We start from the raw sequence: 23,618 nt of genomic DNA on the forward strand, positions 1-23,618 counted from the left end.
TGCTTGAGATTGCCGACACCCTCCCGCACCAGCAGCCGGTTGACGCCCGAGCGCGAGGCTTCGGCATGGATGAAACGCCGGGTCACGGCGAGCAGGTCATCCAGCGGCAGCAGCAAGGTGGTGCGCAACGCCAGCACAATGGCTTCCTGGGCGGGCGAGAGTGTGGTCTGCAGCTTATGAGGACGATGCGAACGATCAGCAAAGTCATCACGTTTCTGCCACTTGCGCACCGTATCCTTGCTGATGCTGTAACGCCGCATCAGCTCTACCTGCGGCAGGGTGGAATGACGGATTTCTTCCCGGGTAAGCGGGGTGGTGCGCGCATTGCTGTGCAGGCGGTAACTCATGATCAGGAAGGGTTCTCAAGTTGGGCGATCAGACTACGCAAAAGATCTCTGGCCCGATAGAGCGGCCAGCTACGTCTTGGAATGGAATCTGGTGGAACCCAACAGTTTGGTGAATCTGGCAGGCTTGCATGGCTGATCGATATTGTATTTCTCAGCCAAAATGGCGGCGTAATTGTTCAGCCGCTCCAGCTTCATATCCTGTATCTCCTCGCAAAATTTCCGATGTTTTGCGCTGATCTTGTCATATTGAATAACCAGATAATATAAAACCTGCTCATAAAACATAGCCGTGAATTGCACTTGGTCGCGCGGCGAATCTTCACTTTCCAGTAAATTCAGTATTTTATGGTCGTGAATCATCTGTCGGACCATTTCTTCATCTCGCAGAATAATTGCCGCCACCACGCCGTAGTACCAGATGTGATAATCAAATCGATTTTCTTTCTCGCCTTGCCTGACTTTGAATGTGGTGATTTTATCAAGCCAATGCCCAGAAAAAATTTCCTTTGGCTGAAAATGTAGCCGCATCATATACCAGGACGATTGCGCCATCAGACGTAAGTAATCCAAAGCCCCCTTTGTGTCATCGGGGTAGAGTACTAAATGATTTTCCAGATTTGACTTTGAATATTCATGCGTGATTTGCAGGGCGTAAGGATATTCCTCAACCCTACCCATTTGTTCCCATAGGAAAGCCACGTTCTTTTGATGCTCCTCCGCAGAGTCATCCATCATGGTTATCGGTGATATGTGACGTTTCAAGAAGTTCATGTCAATCCCGCCCTGTCGGACATTTTAAGAGCCCACGATTTTACGCGAGACTGGGTACGAAAGAAGCATGATCCTGCGACAGGATATATTCTGATGATGTAAATGGCTGGTCCGCACTGCCTGTCTTTGTGGGCCCGGAAACAATTAAAATAGAGAAGTAATGTGAAATAGAAACTTGGTGATGAATTATCTGCACTGAGTTGTTAAAGGTAATAATCGGAGATTGCCGGATTTGGGGTGATGACCTGAATCATTGAGAATTCTAATTTGCCATAGCGGCTTTTGTATCCCGGATTGCTTTTTTTGTTGCGCCGTATGAGGTTGCTAAAAGTCGATCCTTTCTGATAAATATAATTATCGCTTTGTCGTGCAATGGGGGTTGCGGGGATTCTCAGGTTTGATAAGAAGTAAAAGATTGGTGTGAGATGGAAAAGCGTGAAAGGTTGAAGGAAATAAAAAAGCCACTTCTTTTAAAAGTGGCTTTTTCTTTTTTTAATCCCAGCTCAATGCTCCGCCGGATTGGTATTCAATGACTCGGGTTTCGAAGAAATTCTTTTCTTTCTTCAGGTCGATCATTTCGCTCATCCACGGGAACGGGTTGGTCGCGCCGGGGAACATCGGCTCCAGGCCAATCTGCTGCATGCGGCGGTTGCAGATGAAGCGCAGGTAGTCTTTGAACATGCTGGCGTTCAGGCCCAGCACGCCACGTGGCATGGTGTCTTCGGCGTAGGCGTATTCAAGCTCCACCGCTTTCTGGAACAGCTCGTTCAGGCTTTGCTTGAATTCTTCGGTCCACAGCTGTGGGTTTTCAAGCTTGATGGTGTTGATGAGGTCGATGCCGAAATTGCAGTGCATTGACTCGTCACGCAGGATGTACTGGTATTGCTCGGCGGCGCCAGTCATTTTGTTTTGGCGGCCAAGACTCAGGATCTGCACGAAACCGACATAGAAGAAGATGCCTTCCATGATGCAGGCGAATACGATCAGGCTTTTGAGCAGGGCCTGGTCGGCCTCGGGGGTGCCGGTCTTGAAGTTGGGGTTGGTCAGCGTGTCGATGAACGGTATCAGGAAGTCGTCTTTGTCCCGAATCGACTTGATTTCGTGGTAGGCATTGAACACTTCGCCTTCGTCGAGGCCGAGGCTTTCGACGATGTATTGGTAGGCATGGGTATGAATGGCTTCTTCAAATGCCTGGCGCAGCAGAAATTGGCGGCATTCCGGTGCGGTGATGTGGCGATAGGTGCCAAGCACGATGTTGTTGGCAGCCAGACTGTCGGCGGTAACAAAGAAGCCAAGGTTACGTTTGACGATGCGGCGCTCGTCTTCGGTCAGGCCATTGGGGTTCTTCCACAGTTCGATGTCGCGCTGCATGTTGATTTCCTGCGGCATCCAGTGGTTGGCGCAGGTGGCGAGGTACTTTTCCCAGGCCCATTTGTATTTGAAGGGCACCAGTTGATTGACGTCGGTAGCGCCGTTGATGATGCGTTTGTCTACCGCTGAGATCCGGCCCTTGTTGGCGGAGCTCATGCTGTTGGGGTTGTAGTCAGCGCTGGCCGGTGCTGCCTCGAAGCTGTACTGCGGCTGAGGCGCGGCGGCTGTGGGGGCTGCTACGGGTGCAGGGCGGGCAGCGGGTTGGGGGGTGGGTTCGTCGTCCCAGTTCAACATATTGGTTTCCTTGCTTAATAGTCATTGCCAATCCGCTCGGGAGCACCTCCTGCTTGGAGGGCTGCCGGGCTTATTGGTTTAGTATTTGTATCTCGGGTGCTGAAGCCTTGAGTGCGGGCAGTTCGTCGCTGAAGGTGGGCCGCTTTTGCAGTACGAATTCAATCGCGCATTCCGCAACGGGCGTCAGCGTTTGGTCAAAATTGGCCTGGGCCAGCACTTTCCGGAAGAAGTTGTTTTGCAGGCAAACGCGTTCTACCCCAACCCGGTCGCCGACTTCGCGCAGCAGGTCGAGCACATTGATGGACTTGGGCATCGTGCTTTGTGGCTTGTAGATGGTAAAGCTCCACTTGTGGTCGCTATTACGCTGGCTGGGCCAGTCGCCCAGTTCGTAGTAGTCCTCATCCGGCACGGTGATGATCAGGAAGCCGCCGGGTTTTACCACGCGAATCCAGTTATCAAGTGCGACCCGCACATCAACCATGTGCTCAAGGCAATGGCTGGAGTGGATGAAGTCAACACAGTTGTCCGGCAGGGCTTCCAGATACTGGGCATCGCCCTGTTCCCTGTCCCAGGTCATGACTTCCTGCATCAGCGGGAAAACGCCTACATATTGGCCCAAAGGGTCCGGGCCTCCGCCAATATCAATGCCACGGCCTACAAAGTAACGATTCAGAAATGCACCATCCGAGTGACGACGTACAGCTGCCTTGCTTTGCTCGTTCATTGTTTGTCCTTGAGGCTTTGCTGGCCAATAGTCAACAGAGCCGGGCTAATGGGTATTTTGATAGGCGCCTGCTGGAGGGGCGTGGCCATGACCACGCCCGCTTTCAGTTTTCAGAGAGGCTCCAGCCTATTGCTTGGGTATAAGCAGGGGCCAGACCCGTGCCGTGCCAAATTACTGGCAGGCTTCGCACTCGGGGTTGTCGATCGAGCAGAACTTTGCTTCTTCTGCTGCGCCTGCGGCCACGATGCCACCGCCTACCGGTACTGCGTTCAGCTCGCCGCCACGGCCGGTTGATTTTTCGGCGCTGGTGGCTGCCAGGGTGCGCAGATAGTAGGTCGTCTTCAGGCCACGGGTCCAGGCGAGCTTGTACAGCTCGTCCAGGCGCTTGCCGCTGGCGCCGGCCATGTAGATGTTCAGACTCTGTGCCTGATCAATCCACTTCTGGCGGCGAGCGGCGGCTTCGACCAACCAGATCGGGTCAATCTCGAAGGCGGTGGCATAGGTTTCCTTCAGGTCTTGCGGAATGCGGTCGATGCGGGCCAGCGAGCCATCGAAATACTTGATGTCGCCGATCATTACGTCGTCCCACAGGCTGCGTGCCTTGAGGTCGTTGACCAGATGCTCGTTGATGACTGTGAACTCACCCGACAGGTTCGATTTGACGAAGATGTTCTGGTAGTTCGGCTCGATACTGGCAGATACCCCAACGATATTGGCGATGGTGGCGGTCGGTGCAATCGCCAGACAGTTCGAGTTGCGCATGCCATAGGTTGCAATGCGGGCGCGCAGTTCGGTCCAGTCCAGAGAGGCAGAACGATCCACATCCAGATAGTCGCCACGCTCTTGTGCCAGAAGGTCAATGCTGTCCTGCGGCAGAATACCCTTGGACCACAGGCTGCCGGCGTAGCTGGGGTAACGGCCGCGCTCTTCGGCCATTTCGGTCGAAGCGAAATAAGCGTGGTAGGCCACAGTTTCCATCGACTTGTCGGCAAACTCGACAGCAGCGGTCGAGGCGTAAGGTACGCGCAACAGGTGCAGGCAGTCCTGGAAGCCCATGATGCCCAAGCCAACCGGGCGGTGACGCAGGTTGGAGTTGCGGGCTTTCTTCACCGGGTAGAAGTTGATGTCGATCACGTTGTCGAGCATGCGCATCGCCGTTTTGACGGTACGTTTGACCTTGTTGCTATCCAGCGTGTACTGGCCGTCTTCACCCTTCACCATGTGGTTGACGAGGTTGACCGAGCCCAGATTGCAGACGGCGATTTCGCTCTCGTTGGTATTGAGGGTGATTTCGGTACACAGATTGGACGAGTGCACCACGCCCATGTGCTGCTGCGGGCTACGGATGTTGCAAGGATCCTTGAAGGTGATCCAGGGGTGGCCGGTTTCAAACAGCATGGTCAGGATCTTGCGCCAGAGCTGGGCAGCCGGCATGCGCTTCCAGACGCGCATTTCACCGCGATCTGCCTTGGCTTCGTATTTGACGTAAGCGGCTTCAAATGCTTTGCCATACAGATCGTGCAGATCCGGGCACTCGGAAGGCGAGAATAGTGTCCACTCGCCACCTTCCATCACCCGTTTCATGAACAGGTCGGGAATCCAGTTGGCGGTATTCATATCGTGGGCACGGCGGCGGTCATCGCCGGTGTTCTTGCGCAGTTCGAGGAACTCTTCGATGTCGGCATGCCAGGTTTCGAGGTAGGCGCAAACCGCCCCCTTGCGCTTGCCGCCCTGGTTGACCGCCACGGCTGTGTCGTTGACCACCTTCAGGAAAGGCACCACGCCTTGCGACTTGCCATTGGTGCCCTTGATATGCGAACCCAGTGCACGGACAGGCGTCCAGTCGTTGCCAAGGCCGCCGGCGAATTTCGACAGCAGGGCATTCTCCTTCAGCCCTTCGTAAATGCCATCCAGATCATCAGCGATCGTGGTCAGATAACACGATGATAGCTGGCTGCGCTGAGTGCCCGAATTGAACAGGGTTGGCGTGGAGGACATGAAGTCGAAGCTCGACAACACGTTGTAAAACTCGATGGCGCGGTTCTCGCGGTCGATTTCACGCATGGCCAGGCCCATGGCGACGCGCATGAAGAAAGCTTGCGGCAGCTCAATGCGCGAGCCGTGCACATGCAGGAAGTACCGGTCATACAGGGTTTGCAGGCCCAGGTAATCAAACTGGTAATCGCGCTCGTATTTCAGCGCTGCGCCAAGCTTTTCCAGATCGAAATTGGCAAGTTCGGCATCCAGCAACTCGGCTTCGATACCGCGCTTGATGAACTGCGGAAAGCTCTCGGCATAGCGGCTTGCCATGTCTTCGTGAGTGACTTCTTCGCCCAGCACCTCACGGCGCAGGCTGTGCAGCAACAGGCGGGCCGTTACGCGGCTGTAGGCAGGTTCCTTCTCGATCAGCTGGCGTGCCGACAGGATGGCGGACTTGCGTACTTCCTCGGCGGGAACGCCGTCGTACAGGTTCTTCAGGGTTTCTTCAACAATGTGCTTGGGTTCGGTAACCGCTTCGAGACCTTTACAGGCAGAGGCTACCAGCGCCTCAAGACGGGCAACATCCAGCGGCTTCATTACGCCGGCATCATCGATATTGATGCCTGCCTCGATATTGGCGGCCCGCACGGCCTCGTGCTTGGCGGCCCGCTCCTGCGAGCGCTTTTCGCGGTACAGCACATAGGCGCGGGCAACATCGTGCTCACCCGAACGCATCAGGGCCAGTTCAACCTGGTCTTGAATATCCTCGATATGGATGGCCCCGCCTTCCGGTTTGCGACGCATCAAGGCATTCACCACCGAGTCCGTCAGCGACTGCACTGTCTCGCGCACTGAAGCGGACTGCGCTGCAGCGGCACCATGCACGGCAAGAAACGCCTTGGTCATGGCAACAGAAATCTTCATCGGTTCGAACGATACGACAGCACCGTTGCGGCGGATGATCTTGTATTGGGCAATCACGGAAGCGGATGCCTCACCCTGGCTGGCAGCCGGGCTCAGGCTGGCGTGGTGAGAGCTGGTGGGGGTATCCATGGTTGTATGCATCGAGGATGGGTCCTTGTTCTCGGGTTGGACAGGAAAGTTCATTTTTTGTGCACGGGGTTCAGGTTGCCGGTGATATGCCTTGTCAGACGATCGGCAAGGCCGATTCCGACTGTGGATTACTCCGGGGGTAACTTGTGGAAAAACACTAGATGTTGTGTTCTTTCATCACCCAGACCACCGTATCTAGTAGATAGGTAACTGGTGCGACTTTATCAAGAAACACCCACAACGAGCTAGCCATTGACTTTTTTACGAATTGGGCATGCCCATTCCAGCTCCTTGTTTTGGCTGAACTTTCGCCGAAAATTGCCAGGTGCGTGTTGTGTCGCAAAAGTGGCCTGCTGCCAGCAAATAAAGGCTTTGGATGGACGTGAACTGGCCATTGCGCCGGTTATCTGCAGGCGACGAATGAGGCTTTTACAACGGTCGATAGGCTTTCGCGCGGACGAGCACGCCCATTGCTCGGCTGCCGGTCTGGTATCGGCCAGGGCAAATGGGTGTGCAGGATGAGGGGGACGTGGGCGGTTCCGAATCGAAACGGGCGGGTTCGGGGAGGAGGCTGGCTGGTGCTGAATGGTCTTACCGCAGGCCGCTCATTCGAATTTGTACCCCGCGCCGTAGACGGACTGGATGTATTCGTGATCCGGGTCTACATCGGCCATCTTGCGGCGCAGTTTCTTGACGTGGCTGTCTACCGTGCGATCTGCAACAACGCGGTTGTCTTCGTAGATCTTGTTCATCAGCATGTCGCGCGAGTAGATGCGGCCTGGGTGTCTGGCCAGGAGCCGCAGCAGTTGATACTCGATCTGGGTGAGATCCAGTGTCTGGCCCAGCAGCGTGGCGCGCAGCTTGTCGTCTTCGAACTGGAGCGGGGTGTCGGCTGGCGCTGGGCCGGGGCTGCGCCGACGCAGCACGGCTTTTACCCGTGCAACGGCCTCTCGCATGCTGTAGGGCTTGCAGATGTAGTCATCTGCGCCCAGCTCCAGGCCGAGCAGGCGGTCGATTTCTTCGACGCGTGCTGTGGTGATCAGGATCGGGATGTCGCTGTGGCGGCGCAGCTCCCGGCAGATACTGAGCCCGTCTACGCCGGGCAGCATCAGGTCCAGCATGATGGCGTCCGGCGTGTTGGCGGTAACCCAGGGCACGACAGCATTGCCATTATCCAGCCAGTGGGTGTCGTAGCCGGCTTGACGCAGGAAGTCCTGCAGAAGTCCGGCCAGACGTTCTTCGTCTTCAACGATCAATACGCGCTGCATGATCAGCTTTCCAGTGAGGGCAGGTCGATGGTGATGCAAAGTCCACCCAGCGGGCTGTGGCTGGCGGAGACTTTGCCATTATGGGCATGGACAATATTGGCGACGATGGCAAGCCCCAGGCCAGTGCCACCCGTGGCGCGCTGCCGGCTGGCATCGACGCGGTAAAAGCGCTCGAACAGGTGGGGCAGTGCGTCATCCGGTACGCCGGGGTTGCTGTCCTGCCAAAGCAGTCGCCAGCCATCGCTACTGCGACGCAGCTGGATGGAGACCTTGCCCGGTGCATCGGTATAACGCAGGCTGTTCTGGGCCAGATTGGTGGTCAGCTGGGCCAGCTTGTCGGCATCGCCTTGCAGGCGGGCATGGGCAGGGAGGTCGAAAGTGAATTCGATACCGGCCCGTTTGAAGCTGGTGCTGAAGCCTTCCAGCTCATCCTGCAGTAGCTCGGCCAGATCAACCGGACGGAATTCATAGCGCATGGCGGCGCGCTCGCTTAGCAGCAGTTCCTTGAGCTCATCGACGAGGCGGGACATGCGCCCAACCTGGCCCCCCAGCTGCAGGTTGGTGGATTGATCGTAGCTGCGTACCCCCTCGCGCAATGCTTCCAGCTCGCCCTGCAGGACGCTCAGCGGCGTGCGCAGCTCGTGGGCCAGATCGGTCAGCCATTGGCGTTGGGCATCGGAGTGTTCCTGCAAGGTGGCGGCGAGCAGATTGACGTTGACGGCCAGCCGGCCCAGATCGTCGTTGCTGCCGGTGGGCAGGCGCACGCTATTGTCGCGGGCGGCCAGGCGGGCCAGTGCTTCGTCGATTCGTTGTACCGGTTTGAGCAATATGCGCGAAAGCGGCCAGGACAGGACCACGGCCAGAATGGCGGCGACGCCACAGCCGACCAGCAGCAGCTGCTGCAGGCTGCGAAAGAAAATATTGTCGGCACTGTTGAAGGTCGCATCATTTCGTACTGGCAGACGCGCCAGATAGCCGAAAAGGCGGCCATCGGTGCCGTGAATCGGATATTTTTCCAGCAGATGCGGTGGCAAGCGTGGCCCGATGATGACTTGCCCCTGCTCGTTCAATAGCACGATCGGTATTTGTGGGCGACGGTCAACACTCATGCCGGGCGGTAGCGGGTCACGGTCCGGGCCGGCATCAGCTCCGGCGGGTGGCAGGTCGATGGTGGTGGTGGGCTGGGGGGGCAGCATGGTTTCCAGCGCCTTGTTCCAGACGGGCGGCGAGTCGATGAGTAAGCGCCATTTCTCCGGCGTGGCAAAGCGTGCCTGCACCAGATACTGCAAGCCCAGAACCATCTGTCGCTGGCCTTGATCGACAAAAGTGGTGAAACCCTGCTCAAAACCCAGTCTGACGGTCAGGTACAGGGCGGCGACAATCACCAGCCCGAAGCTGGTCAGGGCCAGCATCAGTTTTGTTCTCAGACCCAGTTGAAACATGCACTGCTCTCCGTGTCGATGCGTCGCAAAGCCCAATGGTAACCGCTGCGGGTTACCTCCGGGCTTGGCATCGGTTCAAGATCGGCCTGACAGCAGCTGAGGGCGGCGAGGTGGCTTGCCTCCCTCAGTGTGACCGGCCCGGCCTTGAACCGACTGCTTTCAGGTGCGATCGGTTAACGGTCTTCGCCTTTCCACCAAGGGTTTTGCCAGGGGCCGATCGGGCCGGTGCCCAGACGGTAGTCATCAAGCAGATTGGTGTATTTGAAGAGCGTGGTGGCCAGGTTGGCCAAGTCGGCATCTTCTACGTAATAAATGTTGCCTTCAGGGTCTTGAACCTTGGTGTTGTCAACATTGATCCGGCCCCAACGGCCCGGAAACTGGGTGATTGGATGGGTAGGGGTGCTGCCGTCTGTGGTGGCCAGTACACGAACGCGGCCGAAGGTGTCCCAGGTCTTGCCATGATTGTCCGTGACATCGCCGACATACAGTTCATAGAGACCGGCAGGGGTGACGATGCCGCGCGAAGTCCAGCTCCAGTCATCGTTGATGATGGTACTGCTGGAGTAGAACCGGTCCTCAGAGTGGGTGCCGTGTGAATTGCGTGCAACGTAAACCCTGGGTCGGTTGTAGGACCAGTCGATTTCATTGGGCGACAACTGACCTTGCTTGCCATGCGCATTCAGGAAAATATCGGTGACTTCACCGCTTTGGGCATCGATGCGCACGCTCATGTGCTCCCAGTCACCCGGATGGCGGCCGAAATTGCACCATTCAAAATTGGTCTTGGTCATGCTGTCCCACGTGTAGCGCTTGGTGTGGGCACGGAACATCTCGCAGCCGTTGTAGCCGAAGAGCATTGAGTAATGCACCTCGCGATAGGCGTGGCCATCTTTGGTGTAACTGACTACGTTGGCGTAGATCGGCGCATTGGCATCATAGGTGGTGCCGTAGGTGGTCGCGTTATTGTCGAGGTAGAAGTCATCCTTCCGGCGCAGATCGGTGCCGGTGATCGTGGTTATTTCAGCCACAGTCTTGGGATAGGCTTTCAGGACGTTACCGTTCTTATCCTTGAGTATCGAGTTTTGATAGAAGGTCTCAATCGAAACCGGGAAGTTGGTTTCTTCGCTGGCAAATCGCATGATGGGAGCCAATGCGTTGGCAAGCTCGGTATCGTTCATGCCGGGGTTCACGGTAACGGCAGCAGCGGGCAAGGCGGCGACAAGTGCGGCAAATACGGGCAGTTGCTTGAATTTCATGATTATTTTCCTGTGGTCAATGAAGGATGTTGTCTGGCGGGCAGTGCAGAGCAACATCCGATGTCGTGCAGACTACAGGGGCATTTCGCAGAAATTCGGGACGAAAATGTCAAAAAAATGACACGCTTTCAGGCATTGCATAAGAGACAGCAGGCTGTTGCCATCAGCAATCATGTAGAAGGTCGGCGCAGGCAAGCAAGGCGACTGGGTCGGGCGCTGCCTGCGTTGCGTTTGCAGGCGCGCCGGGAGATGTGTGCGGGGGTGGGTCAGATATTTGGCGGGGCGCCTGGTCACGAAATAAAGCCGCGCAGCTTGCTTTCGACGATGCGCGGGTTTTCGCCGCTGGCGATGGCGAAGATGCCCTCAATCAGCATTTCCCGACGTTTGACTTCCATTGCGATCAAGGTCTTCAACTTGTTGGCGATCGGCAGGAACAACAGGTTGGCCGAACCTACGCCATAAATCGTTGCGACAAAAGCCACGGCGATACCTGACCCGAGTTTGGAGGGGTCGGACAGGTTTTCCATCACATGAATCAACCCCATCACGGCGCCAAGAATGCCGATGGTCGGGGCGTAACCGCCGGCGGCTTCCCAGATTTTGGCGGCAGCACGGTGCTTGTCTTCGTAGACGTCTATTTCGACTTCCATCATGCGGCGGATGGCTTCGGGCTCGCCGCCATCCACCAGCATCTGCAAGCCGCGTTTGACAAAGGGGTCGCGCTCGGCCTGCATCGGCCCTTCCAGCGCCAGCAGGCCGCCTCGACGCGCGGTATTGCTCCAGCTCACCACCACTTTGATCCAGGCTTCGTAGTCGCTATTCGGGGGCTGGAAAATCCAGCGTGCCATCCTGACGCCCGCCAGAAACTGGGGTCGGGTGCTTTGCAGCAAAACGGCCCCCAGTGTGCCGCCAATGACGATCATGAAGGCGGTTGCCTGCAGCAGGGAGCTGATGTGACCGCCTTCGAGGACCTGGCCGACGATGATGGCGATCAGGGCGGTCAGAATGCCGATTAGGCTCAGGATGTCCATGAATGGGTGTTGGGCTTGTGTTTGTATTGGGTAAAGAGATGGGCTGGCTCACCATTTACGGTGCTTACCGGCCCACCCAGTCTTTCAGCCGGACTCTGAGCCGGCCGATGGCCTGGCTGTGTAGCTGACAGACGCGCGATTCCGACACGCCGAGCACAGCGCCGATTTCCTTCAGGTTGAGTTCCTGTTCGTAATACAGGGCCATGACCAGCTTTTCGCGTTCGGGCAAATACTCTATTCCTTCGATCAGTATGCGGCGAAAGTCCGTGTCAGCCAAGGTGTTGAAGGGGTTGGCATCGTGGTCGGCCACCAGCTGGTCGAGCCGTTCGCCGTCGTCATCGCCATCGAAGTCATCGTAATAGATGAGCTGATGGCCGCGACATTCGCCAAGCATTTCCTGATAGGTCGCCAGCGGGATGCCCATGGCGTGGGCCATTTCGCTGTCATTGGGCTGTCGGCCCAGGGTCTGAGAGGTTTTCTGCAAGGCCGCTTCGATGTCACGCATATTGCGGCGGATATGCCGGGGTAGCCAGTCGGCATCACGCAGCTCATCCAGCATGGCGCCGCGAATACGCTGGCTGGCATAGGTCTCGAACTGGACTCCGGCCGTGGGGTCGAAATTGCGGGCAGCATCCATCAGCCCGATCAGGCCCGCCTGGACCAGATCGTTGACCTCAACGCTGGCGGGCAGCTTGCTGACCAGGTGATAGGCCATCCGCTTGACCAGCGGCGCGAATTCATCAACCCGTGCTTCAATCGGATCGACGGCATGCTGGCGGTAGAGGTCGATAGCTCGGGTAGGCGTCATTACATGAAATCGGTTGAGGCGCCTGCATGGGGGCAGGCATTGCTTCTAATCAGGTTAGCAAGCAGCAAGCCCGGCGACAATCAGCCTTTGCGTAAGATTTTCAGTCGCTCGGCCTTCATCAGGCTGACGACGCTGCATTTTCCAGAGCCTGCTCTGTCGGGTTTCTGGCGGATACACGGCAAAAGCCGCACGGCGGGGAGATCAAGCCGTGCGGCCTTCAAGGGGTTGGGGGAGGGGGAATTTGCCATGCAGTTCAATTGCTTGGCAGATATTGCCGGAGTGGCTGAGTAGTGATTGCCCGGTCTGGCCGGGCAATCCTTCCACGCAACGCTCTGGTTTGCTCAAAGAGCAAACCGGGTGTGGTCGCGATTATTTTGTCAGCCGACTTCCTGCCGGTGAGACTGAGCGTCCGGGGATCAGGGCACGCAGCCAGCCCACCAGCAGTCTCCCTTGCGATAGGGCTGTATGGCTTTCCACTTGACCCAGTCATTGCTGAACTGCTGCTCCTTCAGACCCCAGGCGCCATATTGGCCGGGGGTGCCGATATGGTTGAAAAACAGATAGGTCTGCGCTTTTTCGTCGATCCACTTCTGCATGAATCGCGTATACGCTTTTGCCATGCGGGGATCTCGATTGGCGGCAATCAGTAAGGGTACCCAGTTCTGGTCATTTTCAAGGGCGTTGGCATCTTCGTATTTGCCGCAGCTATCGCTATCTTGTGTTCCTGAGGCAACGCAAACCCATTCGCTGGGGATTTTAACCAGATGCTGTCCGCCTTCGTAGGCGAACAAGGACAATCCTCTACTTTGGGCAAGAGCATAGCTGCTTTCGGTTCGCTTTCGCGATAGCTCAATCGCGCCGCCTTTCACAGAATCTTCAATCTTGCCAAGCAAGGGAGGGTCTATCGCATTACCTTTGGCATCTTCTCCCAGCAATTCTTCAAACACTTTGCTCAGGCCGCCATCTTTTTGGGTGTACCAGGTTTGACGGGCAGCTCGGACATCAGGATTGATACTGCTCAGATAGTCACCAAAGTAGGGGGCGATGGCCAAGGCGTCCATATAGTCGCTGCAGGGTTTGCCGCCTAAATCGGATTGGCTGGCCATGCTGCAATCCAGGTACTGACGAGCGAGGTCAGTCCACGATGCCTGGCCATTCATGACGCACTTCACCCGCTTTGCCTCGGTGCCGAACTGGGACTTAACCAGCTGACAAACCTGGGTAGCCCGCAGCGCATGCCAATTCATACCGAGTTCCCAGGCTTCGTGCTTGTCGTCCCACTCTTTTCGGGCGACCTTGGCTTGGCCTTGTTCTACGTACCAGCCTGTGGCTGGGAACATGCCGTTCCAGGGTTCATTGCCATATTCAAGGATCAGATCATGGCCGGGTGCCAGCATACGCTTGGCCAGCTGACCAAACTGGATGGCGAAGTCATCATCAATCTGCGGCGGGAGATTGATCCAGGGGTCGGCGCCCGCGCTAGCGGCAAGGTCAAACATGGCGGTATAGGGGGCACCTTTGTTGCTTGCCCAGAAGGCGTGGCTATCCTGTGGCCGGTCTGCCCAACGGATCAAGGGCTGCACTTTAGGCGCCCAGGTCGCTGGATCGACATAACCATTGGTCATCCCCCAATCCATGAAACGCAAGGTGCGAAACCCCTTCAGATCGGCCAAAAATGCTGGATGCCAGGTTTTCTGGCCCACGGTATCGGTAAATGGGACGAACGGCCCCGTCTTATCTGTGCACTTTGCGGCACTGTCCGCATAGACCTCGGGCTTCTTGGCGCAGACGCCCCCTGGTGGTATGACACGGATATTGCGGAGGTAATTGGTCGGGTCGGTTTGGGTGATGCTGATGAGCAAGCCTTCGTCACGGGTATTGCTGACGGTCACGACGTCTTTTCCTTGCTCCTGGCTGACAACGGTGAAATTCAGCCCATAGCTGATCTTGCCTTTGCCGTCATAAAGAATGGTGTAATTGCCTGCAACATGAGAGCGGTTGTTTTCCTGAAATAATAAAGCTGAAACATAGCGATATTTATCGGATGAGTTAGCAGTGGGCAGGCGTTTTACCCAGCCATTCTCATCGAGGTCCAATTTGTTTTGTTCGCCGGTATCCCAGTTCGCAATGACCTTGTTTTGATCACCTTCTGGTGCGCATTGAATTTCAACGGGCTGCCATTCTCCCCCGCATTGCGTTAACCATTTATCGGTCAGTTTAAATTGATCAATCGTCGGCAGAGCGGGGGAGTAATAGGCAATGCCCGAGAGATTCAACCCAACACCAGAGCGCGTCTGGGCGTGTGCGGAATTGCTGCCAAGACAGAGACCTGCCATGGCGAAAGCAATGCTGATGGCTTGGCATAAACGGCTTTCTGCTAAGAACACTTTTGCCTCCTTGGTGAAAAATCAGACAATTTGGTCAAATCAAATAAAAGTCGTGCTGAACAGCTGCTTGTATCAATTTGTAAAAAGTGTTTTCTTGGGGAAAAATTCTTATTGTGATCCGGTCTGAATTTTCAGTGGCTAATCATATTGGCAAGGATTTATCCTGAAAACACCGCTCTGATTATTCAGTTGATAAAAAGTGTAAATACTGCAGAAAAGTTGGAGTCACGGGTAAGCCGGGGGACAAAAAAACGGCCACCCTGTGACAGGTGGCCGTTTCTTGATGGACGATGATCTGCCACACCGGCGGCGGGCGCCACCAGCGCAGATTGTTGCCAATCAGGCTTTCTTGATGTGCAGGCCGCACTCCTTGGTGTCCGGGTTCTCCCACCACCAGCGACCGGCGCGCACATCTTCTCCGACGGTGATTGAGCGGGTGCAGGGCGCGCAGCCGATCGACGGGTAATTGCGATCGTGCAAGGCGTTGTAAGGAATGCCACGCTCGCGGATATAGGCCCAGACTTCCTTCTCTGTCCACTCAATCAGCGGGTTGAATTTGTCGAGGCCGTTGTCCTTGTCGTACTCGTGATCGGTCAGATCGGTGCGGGTCGGCGATTGTTCGCGACGCAGACCGGTGATCCAGGCTTTCTTGCCGGAGAGCGCACGCTTGAGCGGCTCGATCTTGCGGATGCGGCAGCACTCTTTGCGCAAATCTACCGACTGATAAAAGGCATTGATGCCACTGCGGTTGACGAAGGCCTCTGTTGCCGCCGTATCGGGGAAAAACACCTTGATCGGTTGGGCGGGGTAACGCTCGCCGGTTTGTTGCATCAAGGTGTAGGTCTCGGCCGGCAGGCGGCCGGTATCGAGGCTGAAGATGTCAATCTTGACGCCCGCCTGGGCGATCAGGTCGGTAATGACCATGTCTTCGGCCCCCAGCGAGTTGGCGAATACGGCGGGGCTGAACTCGCTTTCGATCTTGCGTAGCAAGGTGATGGCAGCTTCGATTTTCAGATCAAGACTCATGGTACTTACTCCATATCAATCAATAGTCGAGGTTGGGTGGGCTCGAATCAAAAAGCCAGTCGGGCGCCAACGGTGGCGAGCATGACCGCGATGATCGGGCGCAGGGCCTGATCCGGGATGCGGCCGGTAAGATGGCTGCCCAGATAAATGCCAGGCAGGGAACCGCCAATCAGGTTGAGTAGCAACATCCAGTCAATATGGCCTAACGTGGAATGACCCAGTCCCGCTACCAGCGTCAGCGGTACGGCGTGGGCAATTTCGGTGCCGACGAGGCGGGATGCCGGTAATAAAGGAAACAGCAGGAACAGGGCCACGGTGCCCAATGCACCTGCACCGATCGACGAGAGCGTCACCAGCACGCCAAGAAACACGCCAGTGATGAGTGTTGCGGCGTTGCGGCCAGCGGGTGACAGCAGGGAGCTGGCGCCTGCGTGTTGTTTGGTGAAGCGGGCAATCGGACCTTTGAAAATAATGGCCAGGGCAGTCAGCAGCAGGGCGATGCCCAGCGCGTGCTTGATCATGCCATCGAGCACGGCATTTGCCGGTTGCAGCAGGTGCATGCCATACAGCGTCAGCGCGGCGGCAGGTACGCTGCCCGCTGATAGCCAGGCAGTGATTCGCCAGTCGATATTGCCACGGCGATGATGGACAAAAACGCCACCCGCTTTGGTAATCGCGGCGTAGAGCAGATCTGTGCCGACGGCCTTGGCAGGGGAGATGCCGAAGGCGAGCAGGATGGGCGTCATCAGCGAGCCGCCGCCGATACCGGTCAGACCAACAATGAAGCCGACCGCCAAGCCTGCAATGATGTAACCGATATCCATGATTGATGTGCCAATTCAGGGCGAATTCGAAGAGTGCCCATGATAGCAACGGGGTCATATAATCCAGAAAGACTGATGTGTTAGACTTTTATAATGATCGGTTATTTAAATTGAGGAAGTCATGAAGTTACAGCAGCTTCGTTATCTGGTTGAGGTCTCGAAACAAGGGCTCAACGTTTCTGATGCGGCTGAAAAGCTGCATACCTCGCAACCCGGCATCAGCAAGCAGATTCGGTTGCTTGAGGACGAACTGGGCGTCAAGGTCTTTGTGCGCAATGGCAAGCGGGTGGTGGATGTAACCGAGCCTGGCCGACATATCCTGGAAATTTCGGAACGTATCCTGCGTGAAGCCAATAATCTGCGCCGGGTAGCAGAGCAGTTTGTGCAGGAGGAAGAAGGTAGCCTGACCATTGCGACCACGCATACCCAGGCTCGGTATGCCTTGCCGGATACCATCCGCAGCTTCTGCGAGCGCTATCCCAAAGTTCGCCTGTCGATCAAGCAGGGTAGCCCAACCCAGATCTGTGAGCTGGTGGTGGCGGGCGAGGCCGATATTGCGATTGCGACGGAAGGCATTGGCCAGTTTCCCGAGTTGGCGGCGCTTGATTGCTATCAATGGAATCGCAGTATCGTGGTGCCGGATGGGCATCCACTGTTAGCGCTGGATCGGCCGATTACCCTGGCAGATGTCGCGGCCTATCCGATTGTGACTTATGACTTTGCATTTGCGGGCCGTTCCAAGATCAACCAGGCCTTCGAGAAGGAGGGGTTGACGCCGAATGTGGTGCTGACTGCGATTGATACCGACGTTATCAAGACCTATGTGAATCTGGGGTTAGGGGTGGGCATCATTGCCACCATGGCGTTCGAGCCGTCGCGCGATATCGGGTTGAAGGCCATTGACGCATCCCACTTGTTTGAGGCTTCCACAACGCGCATCGGTCTGCGACGTGATGCTTATCTGCGTGGCTATACCTATGGCTTCATCGAACGTTTTGCCCCGCATCTGAAACGCCCGCTGGTCGAGGCCGCTCTCGGGCAGGATGAAGATTGATTGCAGCACCTGCTGATTAATTGTTGCAAGTGGCTGACTTGGGCTCTGTAGATGTTTTGCTTCCGATCCGAAGACAAAATGTCAACAGCGCCTTGGTTTCCAGATCCTCCTTGATAATCAAATTGGCGGGCCCGGATTGTTAGCTAAGCCCAGAGTCCAGAAACATCGCCAGCTGTTCCAGCTGGTGTTCATCGAATACGGCGATGCCGTGGGCACGTAGCAAGGCTGCAGTGACACCATCGCCAGCAGTCTTGCCACCGCTAAAGCTGCCATCGTAGATCTGACCTTGTCCGCAAGACGGGCTGCCTGACTTGAGCACCGCCGCCCGGCAGCCATGCAGGTGGGCGAGTTGCAGCGCCTGATTTGCGCCGGCCTGGAAAGCGGCGGTGAGGGCATTGCCTGTTTTGTCCACAACCCTGGCCTGACCTGCCCACACCGCAACGCCCCCGCCGCGACCGATGATCTCGGCCGGTTCTCGCGGGACTGGCAGGCCGCCGGCCATTTCCGGGCAGATGGCAATCAAGCGTCCTTCCTCCCACCACCGTTGCCATAGCGGATGCGGTACCGGCACTGCTTGCGCGTTGTAGCGAACCGGCAAGCCATATAGGCAGGCGCTGACCAGGATTTTTTCCATCAATCAGCGCTGCTTGGTGCCGAAGATCTTGTCGCCAGCATCGCCCAGCCCCGGGATGATGTAACCGTGCTCGTTCAGGTGGGAGTCGATGGCTGCGGTGTAAATGTCCACCTCCGGGTGGGCGGTTTCAACTGCCCGCAGCCCCTCTGGCGCAGCAACCAGTACCAGTGCCCGGATTGACTTGCAGCCAGCGCGTTTGAGCATGTCGATGGTTGCCACCATCGAGCCGCCGGTGGCCAGCATCGGGTCGATAATCAGCGCCATGCGTTCACCCAGATCGCCAACGAACTTTTCAAAATACGGCTCTGGCTGCAGGGTCTCCTCGTTACGGGATAGACCGACCACACTGATTTTGGCGCTGGGGATCATGTCCAGCACGCCGTCCAACATACCGATCCCTGCCCGCAGGATCGGTACTACCGTGACTTTCTTGCCCTTGATCTGCTGAATGGCCACCGGGCCGCACCAGCCTTCGATCGTGACCGTCTCCAGCGCGAAATCCTTGCTGGCTTCATAAGCCAGCAGGCGACCGACTTCGCTGGTCAATTCACGGAATTTCTTGGTGCTGATATCGCCTTCGCGTAGCAAACCGACTTTATGCTGGACGAGGGGGTGGCTGACGAGGTGAACGGCCATGAAGGTCTCTCTTGGAATGTTGGGGGATGGGCTTGACGGCTAGAGGAGATCTAGGCGCTGTTGACGGGTTGTTTCGCAATCCGGAAACAGCAGGTCAACAGAGCCTAGTTTGCCATACCGGCGGTCGGTTTACTGTGCATGCTGGTTTGCCGGCATACTGGCAGGGATAACAAAGGGAGCTCACTATGCACAAACAACTATTTGGACTCATTGCTGCAGCGCTGGCAGTGGGAGGGTGTGATATCAACGTCCAGAAAAGTGAGGCGGACGGCAAGGTCAACATCACGATAGGTAGCGATAAAGGCGATAGCGAAGTCAAGCAGGAGAAACGACAGCTGGCTGAATTCGACAGCATCGAAAGCAAGGGGCCGGTAGATGTGACGGTTGAGATCGGGGATGCCCAGAGTGTCATCGTCGAAGGAAACCCCAAGTACCTTTCGCAAATCACGACTGAGGTAAATGGCAAGACACTCAAAGTGGGTCTGGAAGGCGTTGTGGTGAATAGCCGCAACAATCTGGTGGTCCGGGTGGTCATGCCACGCCTGAATGCACTAAGCCATCTGGGGTCGGGCGACGTGCTGCTAAAGGGCTTGAAAGGGGATTTGCTCGCCGTTAATACCACGGGTTCGGGTGATATCACCCTTGCCGGGCAGCTCAAGCAGCTGAATGTCGAGATGACAGGCTCTGGCGATCTGGATGGCAAAGGCTTGGCTCTGGCGGGGGTCATGGCAAATCTGCGGGGCTCCGGCAGTATGGAGTTGGGCGCGCTGGATGCCGAGAAGGCCGAGTACGAGTTATTGGGCTCAGGGGATATCACCACCGTGGGCAAAACCAAGCAGCTCAAGATCAACCTGCAGGGGTCCGGCACGGTGGACGCGGGCGGCTTGCAGGCTGATAGCGCCAACCTGTCCCTGACCGGGTCCGGTGATATTCAGGCCGCTGTTAAAAATAGCGTCGAAGCGCGCAGTACGGGCAGTGGGGAAATCTCGATTGCAGGCAATCCTGCCGAGCGTAAGACCAGTGGCAAGGGCATTAACTTTGAAGGCTAATATGTAAACTTTTATGTTTACATAAAGGAGCGAGGCTGCTAATTTGTAATCAAACTTGATTACAAATGGTGGCCTCCATGCATTTTCCCCGATCCAAGCTCATATTCATCGCCACCTGCGCCATTGCGCTGATTGCCAACACCGGCGCGGCCCTGCCGTACCCCATACTCGCCCCGCTGTTTGTTGATGTGGCACCCAACGGGTTCAACCATTTCTGGGGCATCGAGCCGAAGTTCTTGTTTGGTCTGGCTCTGGCCGTCAACCCTATTGGTATTCTCATTGGCAGCATGGTGCTCGGGCCGCTATCCGATCGGCTTGGCCGCCGCCCCTTGATCATGCTGACCCTCTGGTTGGCGTTGGGCATGCAGTTGCTGGCTGCCTGGGCTTTGAGCATTCAGAACTACCCATTGTTTTTGCTGGCAAGACTGGCGCTCGGGTTCTCGGAAGGCAATATTGCGGTGGCTCGGGCCATCGTGGCCGATGTTGCCGATGAACTACCCTCAGGTCGCGCCTTTGCGTGGTTCAATACGGCCGCTTATGGCGGCTGGATGCTAGGGCCGTTGATCGGTGGTTTTGGCGCTTTGTGGGGTATGCCGGCCCCTTTCTTGTTGGCAGCTGCCGCGACTTTGCTTTGTCTGGCGCTGACCATAGCCTGTCTGCCGGCAACGGTTGCATCCGCTCCCCAGGCTGCCAGCCAGTCGGGTAGCCTGCGTCAGCTGAGGCAATTACTTGGCGTGACGGAGGTGCGCAAAGTATTTCTGATTCAATTGGCGTTCACTCTCGGGGTTACAACCTACTATGAGTTCAGCCCGATGTGGTTGAGCGAGTTCATGCGTCATTCCCCGGCTCAGATCGGGGTGGTGATTGCCCTGCAGTGCCTGATCATGACGCTGACCAGTGCCAATGTGGCTCCGGACGTGCAACGCCTTCCTGCTTTTACTCGCCGTCATGCCACCTGGTTTGCGCTGGGCATGCTGGCCTTTGCCCTCATGCCATCCTGGCCTGGCGTCGCGCTGATGCTACTGATTGCCATGCCGCTAGCCAGCTATAGTGCGGCCATGCATGCGCTTTGCGCTCAATGCTTTGCCGAGCACGGCAATGGTGCTGTCATGGGCTTGTTGAGCTCAGTATTTGCAGTGGCCAACCTGCTGGTTGCGCTGGTTGGAGGTGCAGTGTCGATGCTGGATACCCGGCTGGTGATTGGGTTGGGCGCGCTGGCATGCCTGGGGGCAGCCTTTGCTTTGCGGAAGCTCGAGCAAGGTGAGCAGCAACCGCTGGCACTGGCTTCGCCTTGATTAGCATTACCCCGGCTTTTGCCAGCAAGACCTGCCGGTAACCTGGGGCCGCAAGGATCCATTGCAATGTTGCGGACGCCGGGGCCGCGAAATTGACAGAGCCAACTGTGCCAGAACGTACCCGCCCGATGGTTCATGTGGCGCGTTCCACGCCTTGATCCGGATCGCTGTACCTCAACACGCCCCACAAACCCAATACCGGTGGAGGCGAGCCCGTGCGATGAGTGGCCATTTCAATAGGCTTGGCGATGTTCAGGCTAGAATAGCCGGCTACTCTTTGCTGGAGCGTCACTGTGATCGTCACTTTCCCTGATAGCCCCTATCGCCTGCATCAGCCATTTCCGCCCGCAGGTGATCAGCCTGTTGCCATCGATAAACTGGTGGAGGGGCTGGAGGATGGTCTGAGTTTTCAGACTTTGCTCGGCGTGACGGGCTCCGGCAAAACTTACACCATGGCCAACGTCATTGCCCGCACTGGCCGTCCGGCTATCGTCATGGCCCCCAACAAGACGCTGGCTGCCCAGCTCTATGCTGAGTTTCGCGAGTTTTTCCCGGAGAACGCCGTCGAGTATTTTGTTTCGTACTACGACTACTACCAGCCCGAAGCCTATGTGCCGTCGAAGGATCTGTTCATCGAAAAGGATTCGAGCATCAACGAACATATCGAGCAGATGCGGCTGTCGGCCACCAAGGCCATCCTGCAGCGCCCTGATTGCGTGATTGTGGCTACCGTTTCAGCGATTTACGGTATCGGCGACCCATCTGACTACCATCAGATGATCTTGCACATCAAGGAAGGCGACAAGCTGGACCAGCGTGACATGGTGGCTAGGCTAGTGGCCATGCAATATGAGCGCAATGACATCGAATTCCGGCGCGGGGTGTTCCGGGTACGAGGAGATGTCGTTGATATTTTTCCGGCCGAGAATGCCGATCTGGCATTACGGGTATCTTTGTTTGACGACGATATTGAGTCCTTGCAGCTGTTCGACCCGCTAACGGGCCACATCAAACAGCGGGTGGGACGCTTCACTGTTTTCCCGTCCAGCCATTACGTCACGCCGCGAGCGACGGTGGTGAGGGCGATTGACACCATCAAGGAAGAGCTGCGTGGGCGGTTGGCGTTTTTCCACCAGAACCACAAACTGGTGGAGGCACAACGGCTGGAGCAGCGCACCCGGTTTGACCTGGAAATGCTGCACGAGATGGGTTTTTGCAAAGGCATTGAAAACTACTCACGCCACCTTTCTGGCCACGCACCGGGGGAGCCTCCCCCAACCTTGATCGACTATCTGCCCGAGCATTGCTTGATGATCATTGACGAGTCGCACGTCACCATTCCGCAAATCGGTGCGATGTTTAAAGGTGATCGTGCCCGTAAGGAAAACCTGGTCGATTTCGGGTTCCGTCTGCCTTCTGCGCTGGATAACCGGCCGCTACGGTTCGAGGAATTCGAGCAGATGATGCCGCAGACGGTGTTTGTTTCGGCGACGCCCTCCGAGTATGAAGCCAAGCATCAAGGGCAGGTGGTGGAGCAGGTGGTGCGGCCGACAGGCTTGGTCGATCCGATCATCGAGGTGCGGCCGGTCGGCACGCAGGTAGACGACTTGCTGAGCGAAATCCATAAGCGCACTGCAGTCGGTGAGCGGGTTCTGGTTACCACGTTGACCAAGCGCATGGCCGAGCAGCTGTCTGAGTATTTTGCCGATCATGGCGTGAAAGTCCGCTACCTCCATTCTGATATCGACACCGTAGAGCGGGTCGAGATCATCCGCGATCTGCGACTGGGGCAATTTGACGTGTTGATCGGCATTAACTTGCTGCGTGAAGGTCTGGACATCCCCGAGGTGTCGCTGGTAGCGATTCTGGATGCGGACAAGGAGGGCTTTTTGCGTAGCGAACGCAGCCTGATTCAGACCATCGGCCGCGCTGCACGGAACTTGAACGGCACGGCGATTCTTTACGCGGATACCGTAACCCGCTCGATGAAAGCGGCTATCGACGAAACCGAGCGCCGCCGCGCCAAGCAAGTGGCCTTTAATACTGCGCATGGCATCACACCTCGTGGCGTGGTCAAGCGGATCAAGGACATTATTGACGGCGTATACAACGAGGAAGAGGCCCAGGCCGCCAGACTGGAGCAGAAGCGCCAGCGTCAGCTCGAAGAACTCGACGAAAAGCAGCTGGCCAAGGAAATCAAACGAATCGAAAAAGAAATGCTGGAAGCGGCCCGCAATCTGGAGTTCGAGAAAGCGGCAGTCATGCGCGATCAACTCAAGGCACTACGCGAAAAGGTCTTTGGCGCGAGTTAGGCGCTATTGCCGCCCATGAGCCATGCTTTGAATGAGGTCTGAAAAATCAAGTGAAA

The 23,618-nt window shown here is 56.6% G+C and carries 18 protein-coding genes and 1 pseudogene; 4 read left to right on the top strand and 15 right to left on the bottom strand.

All coding sequences use genetic code 11. From position 1 onward, the window contains the following. From PZA18_RS13435 to PZA18_RS13495, 13 genes and pseudogenes are all read right to left on the bottom strand, one after another. A pseudogene (locus PZA18_RS13435) lies at positions 1-347 on the bottom strand (IS481 family transposase); the annotation flags it as partial. A gap of 69 nt (positions 348-416) precedes the next feature. After that, complete coding sequence (locus tag PZA18_RS13440; RefSeq protein WP_284101366.1) at positions 417-1,118, bottom strand: hypothetical protein; 702 nt, start codon at positions 1,116-1,118, stop codon at positions 417-419. A 492-nt stretch (positions 1,119-1,610) separates the two neighbouring features. Then, the gene (locus PZA18_RS13445) at positions 1,611-2,783 is read right to left on the bottom strand and encodes a ribonucleotide-diphosphate reductase subunit beta (RefSeq protein ID WP_284101367.1); all 1,173 of its coding nucleotides are present in this window, start codon (positions 2,781-2,783) and stop codon (positions 1,611-1,613) included. Positions 2,784-2,853: 70 nt separating this feature from the next. After that, the gene (locus PZA18_RS13450) at positions 2,854-3,507 is read right to left on the bottom strand and encodes a methyltransferase domain-containing protein (RefSeq protein WP_284101368.1); all 654 of its coding nucleotides are present in this window, start codon (positions 3,505-3,507) and stop codon (positions 2,854-2,856) included. A gap of 171 nt (positions 3,508-3,678) precedes the next feature. Further along, positions 3,679-6,540: a ribonucleoside-diphosphate reductase subunit alpha gene (locus PZA18_RS13455; RefSeq protein ID WP_284101369.1), complete on the bottom strand. Its 2,862-nt coding sequence runs from the start codon at positions 6,538-6,540 to the stop codon at positions 3,679-3,681. Between the two features lie 605 nt (positions 6,541-7,145). After that, on the bottom strand, positions 7,146-7,808 hold the full coding sequence (locus tag PZA18_RS13460; protein ID WP_284101370.1) for a response regulator: 663 nt from the start codon (positions 7,806-7,808) through the stop codon (positions 7,146-7,148). 2 nt (positions 7,809-7,810) lie between these two features. Next, a complete protein-coding gene (locus PZA18_RS13465; protein ID WP_284101371.1) occupies positions 7,811-9,250 on the bottom strand; it encodes an ATP-binding protein in 1,440 nt (479 codons plus the stop codon). A gap of 173 nt (positions 9,251-9,423) precedes the next feature. Further along, on the bottom strand, positions 9,424-10,506 hold the full coding sequence (locus PZA18_RS13470; RefSeq protein ID WP_284101372.1) for a Vps62-related protein: 1,083 nt from the start codon (positions 10,504-10,506) through the stop codon (positions 9,424-9,426). A 290-nt stretch (positions 10,507-10,796) separates the two neighbouring features. Then, the gene (locus PZA18_RS13475) at positions 10,797-11,537 is read right to left on the bottom strand and encodes a flagellar motor protein (RefSeq protein WP_284101373.1); all 741 of its coding nucleotides are present in this window, start codon (positions 11,535-11,537) and stop codon (positions 10,797-10,799) included. Positions 11,538-11,601: 64 nt separating this feature from the next. After that, positions 11,602-12,345 carry an RNA polymerase sigma factor FliA gene (locus tag PZA18_RS13480; protein WP_284101374.1) on the bottom strand — a complete coding sequence of 248 codons (744 nt, stop codon included), beginning with the start codon at positions 12,343-12,345 and terminating at the stop codon, positions 11,602-11,604. A 416-nt stretch (positions 12,346-12,761) separates the two neighbouring features. Continuing rightward, complete coding sequence (locus PZA18_RS13485) at positions 12,762-14,732, bottom strand: hypothetical protein (RefSeq protein WP_284101375.1); 1,971 nt, start codon at positions 14,730-14,732, stop codon at positions 12,762-12,764. A gap of 339 nt (positions 14,733-15,071) precedes the next feature. Continuing rightward, a complete protein-coding gene (locus PZA18_RS13490) occupies positions 15,072-15,758 on the bottom strand; it encodes a phosphoadenylyl-sulfate reductase (RefSeq protein ID WP_284101376.1) in 687 nt (228 codons plus the stop codon). Positions 15,759-15,805: 47 nt separating this feature from the next. Then, positions 15,806-16,582: a sulfite exporter TauE/SafE family protein gene (locus PZA18_RS13495; RefSeq protein WP_284101377.1), complete on the bottom strand. Its 777-nt coding sequence runs from the start codon at positions 16,580-16,582 to the stop codon at positions 15,806-15,808. 121 nt (positions 16,583-16,703) lie between these two features. Between PZA18_RS13495 and cysB the strand changes: the two genes are divergently transcribed. Continuing rightward, positions 16,704-17,636, top strand: a complete 933-nt coding sequence (gene cysB, locus PZA18_RS13500; protein WP_284101378.1) for an HTH-type transcriptional regulator CysB — start codon at positions 16,704-16,706, stop codon at positions 17,634-17,636. 139 nt (positions 17,637-17,775) lie between these two features. On the opposite strand, the gene PZA18_RS13505 is transcribed toward cysB, so the two are convergent. Next, the gene (locus PZA18_RS13505; protein ID WP_284101379.1) at positions 17,776-18,270 is read right to left on the bottom strand and encodes a DUF523 domain-containing protein; all 495 of its coding nucleotides are present in this window, start codon (positions 18,268-18,270) and stop codon (positions 17,776-17,778) included. Positions 18,271-18,273: 3 nt separating this feature from the next. Continuing rightward, complete coding sequence (upp, locus tag PZA18_RS13510; protein WP_284101380.1) at positions 18,274-18,906, bottom strand: uracil phosphoribosyltransferase; 633 nt, start codon at positions 18,904-18,906, stop codon at positions 18,274-18,276. Between the two features lie 185 nt (positions 18,907-19,091). Here upp and PZA18_RS13515 point away from each other — a divergent pair, with 185 nt between their 5' ends. The 3 genes from PZA18_RS13515 (at position 19,092) to uvrB (ending at position 23,562) form a co-directional block, all read left to right on the top strand. After that, positions 19,092-19,955, top strand: coding sequence for a head GIN domain-containing protein (locus PZA18_RS13515; RefSeq protein ID WP_284101381.1), 864 nt, complete (start codon positions 19,092-19,094; stop codon positions 19,953-19,955). Between the two features lie 77 nt (positions 19,956-20,032). Next, entirely contained in the window at positions 20,033-21,250 is a 1,218-nt protein-coding gene (locus PZA18_RS13520; RefSeq protein ID WP_284101382.1) for an MFS transporter, read from the top strand. A 293-nt stretch (positions 21,251-21,543) separates the two neighbouring features. Continuing rightward, positions 21,544-23,562, top strand: coding sequence for an excinuclease ABC subunit UvrB (gene uvrB / locus PZA18_RS13525; RefSeq protein WP_284101384.1), 2,019 nt, complete (start codon positions 21,544-21,546; stop codon positions 23,560-23,562). Positions 23,563-23,618 lie beyond the last annotated feature (56 nt).

The sequence above is a fragment of the Parachitinimonas caeni genome (genome assembly GCF_030129945.1).
In the GTDB taxonomy this organism is placed as follows: domain Bacteria; phylum Pseudomonadota; class Gammaproteobacteria; order Burkholderiales; family Chitinimonadaceae; genus Parachitinimonas; species Parachitinimonas caeni.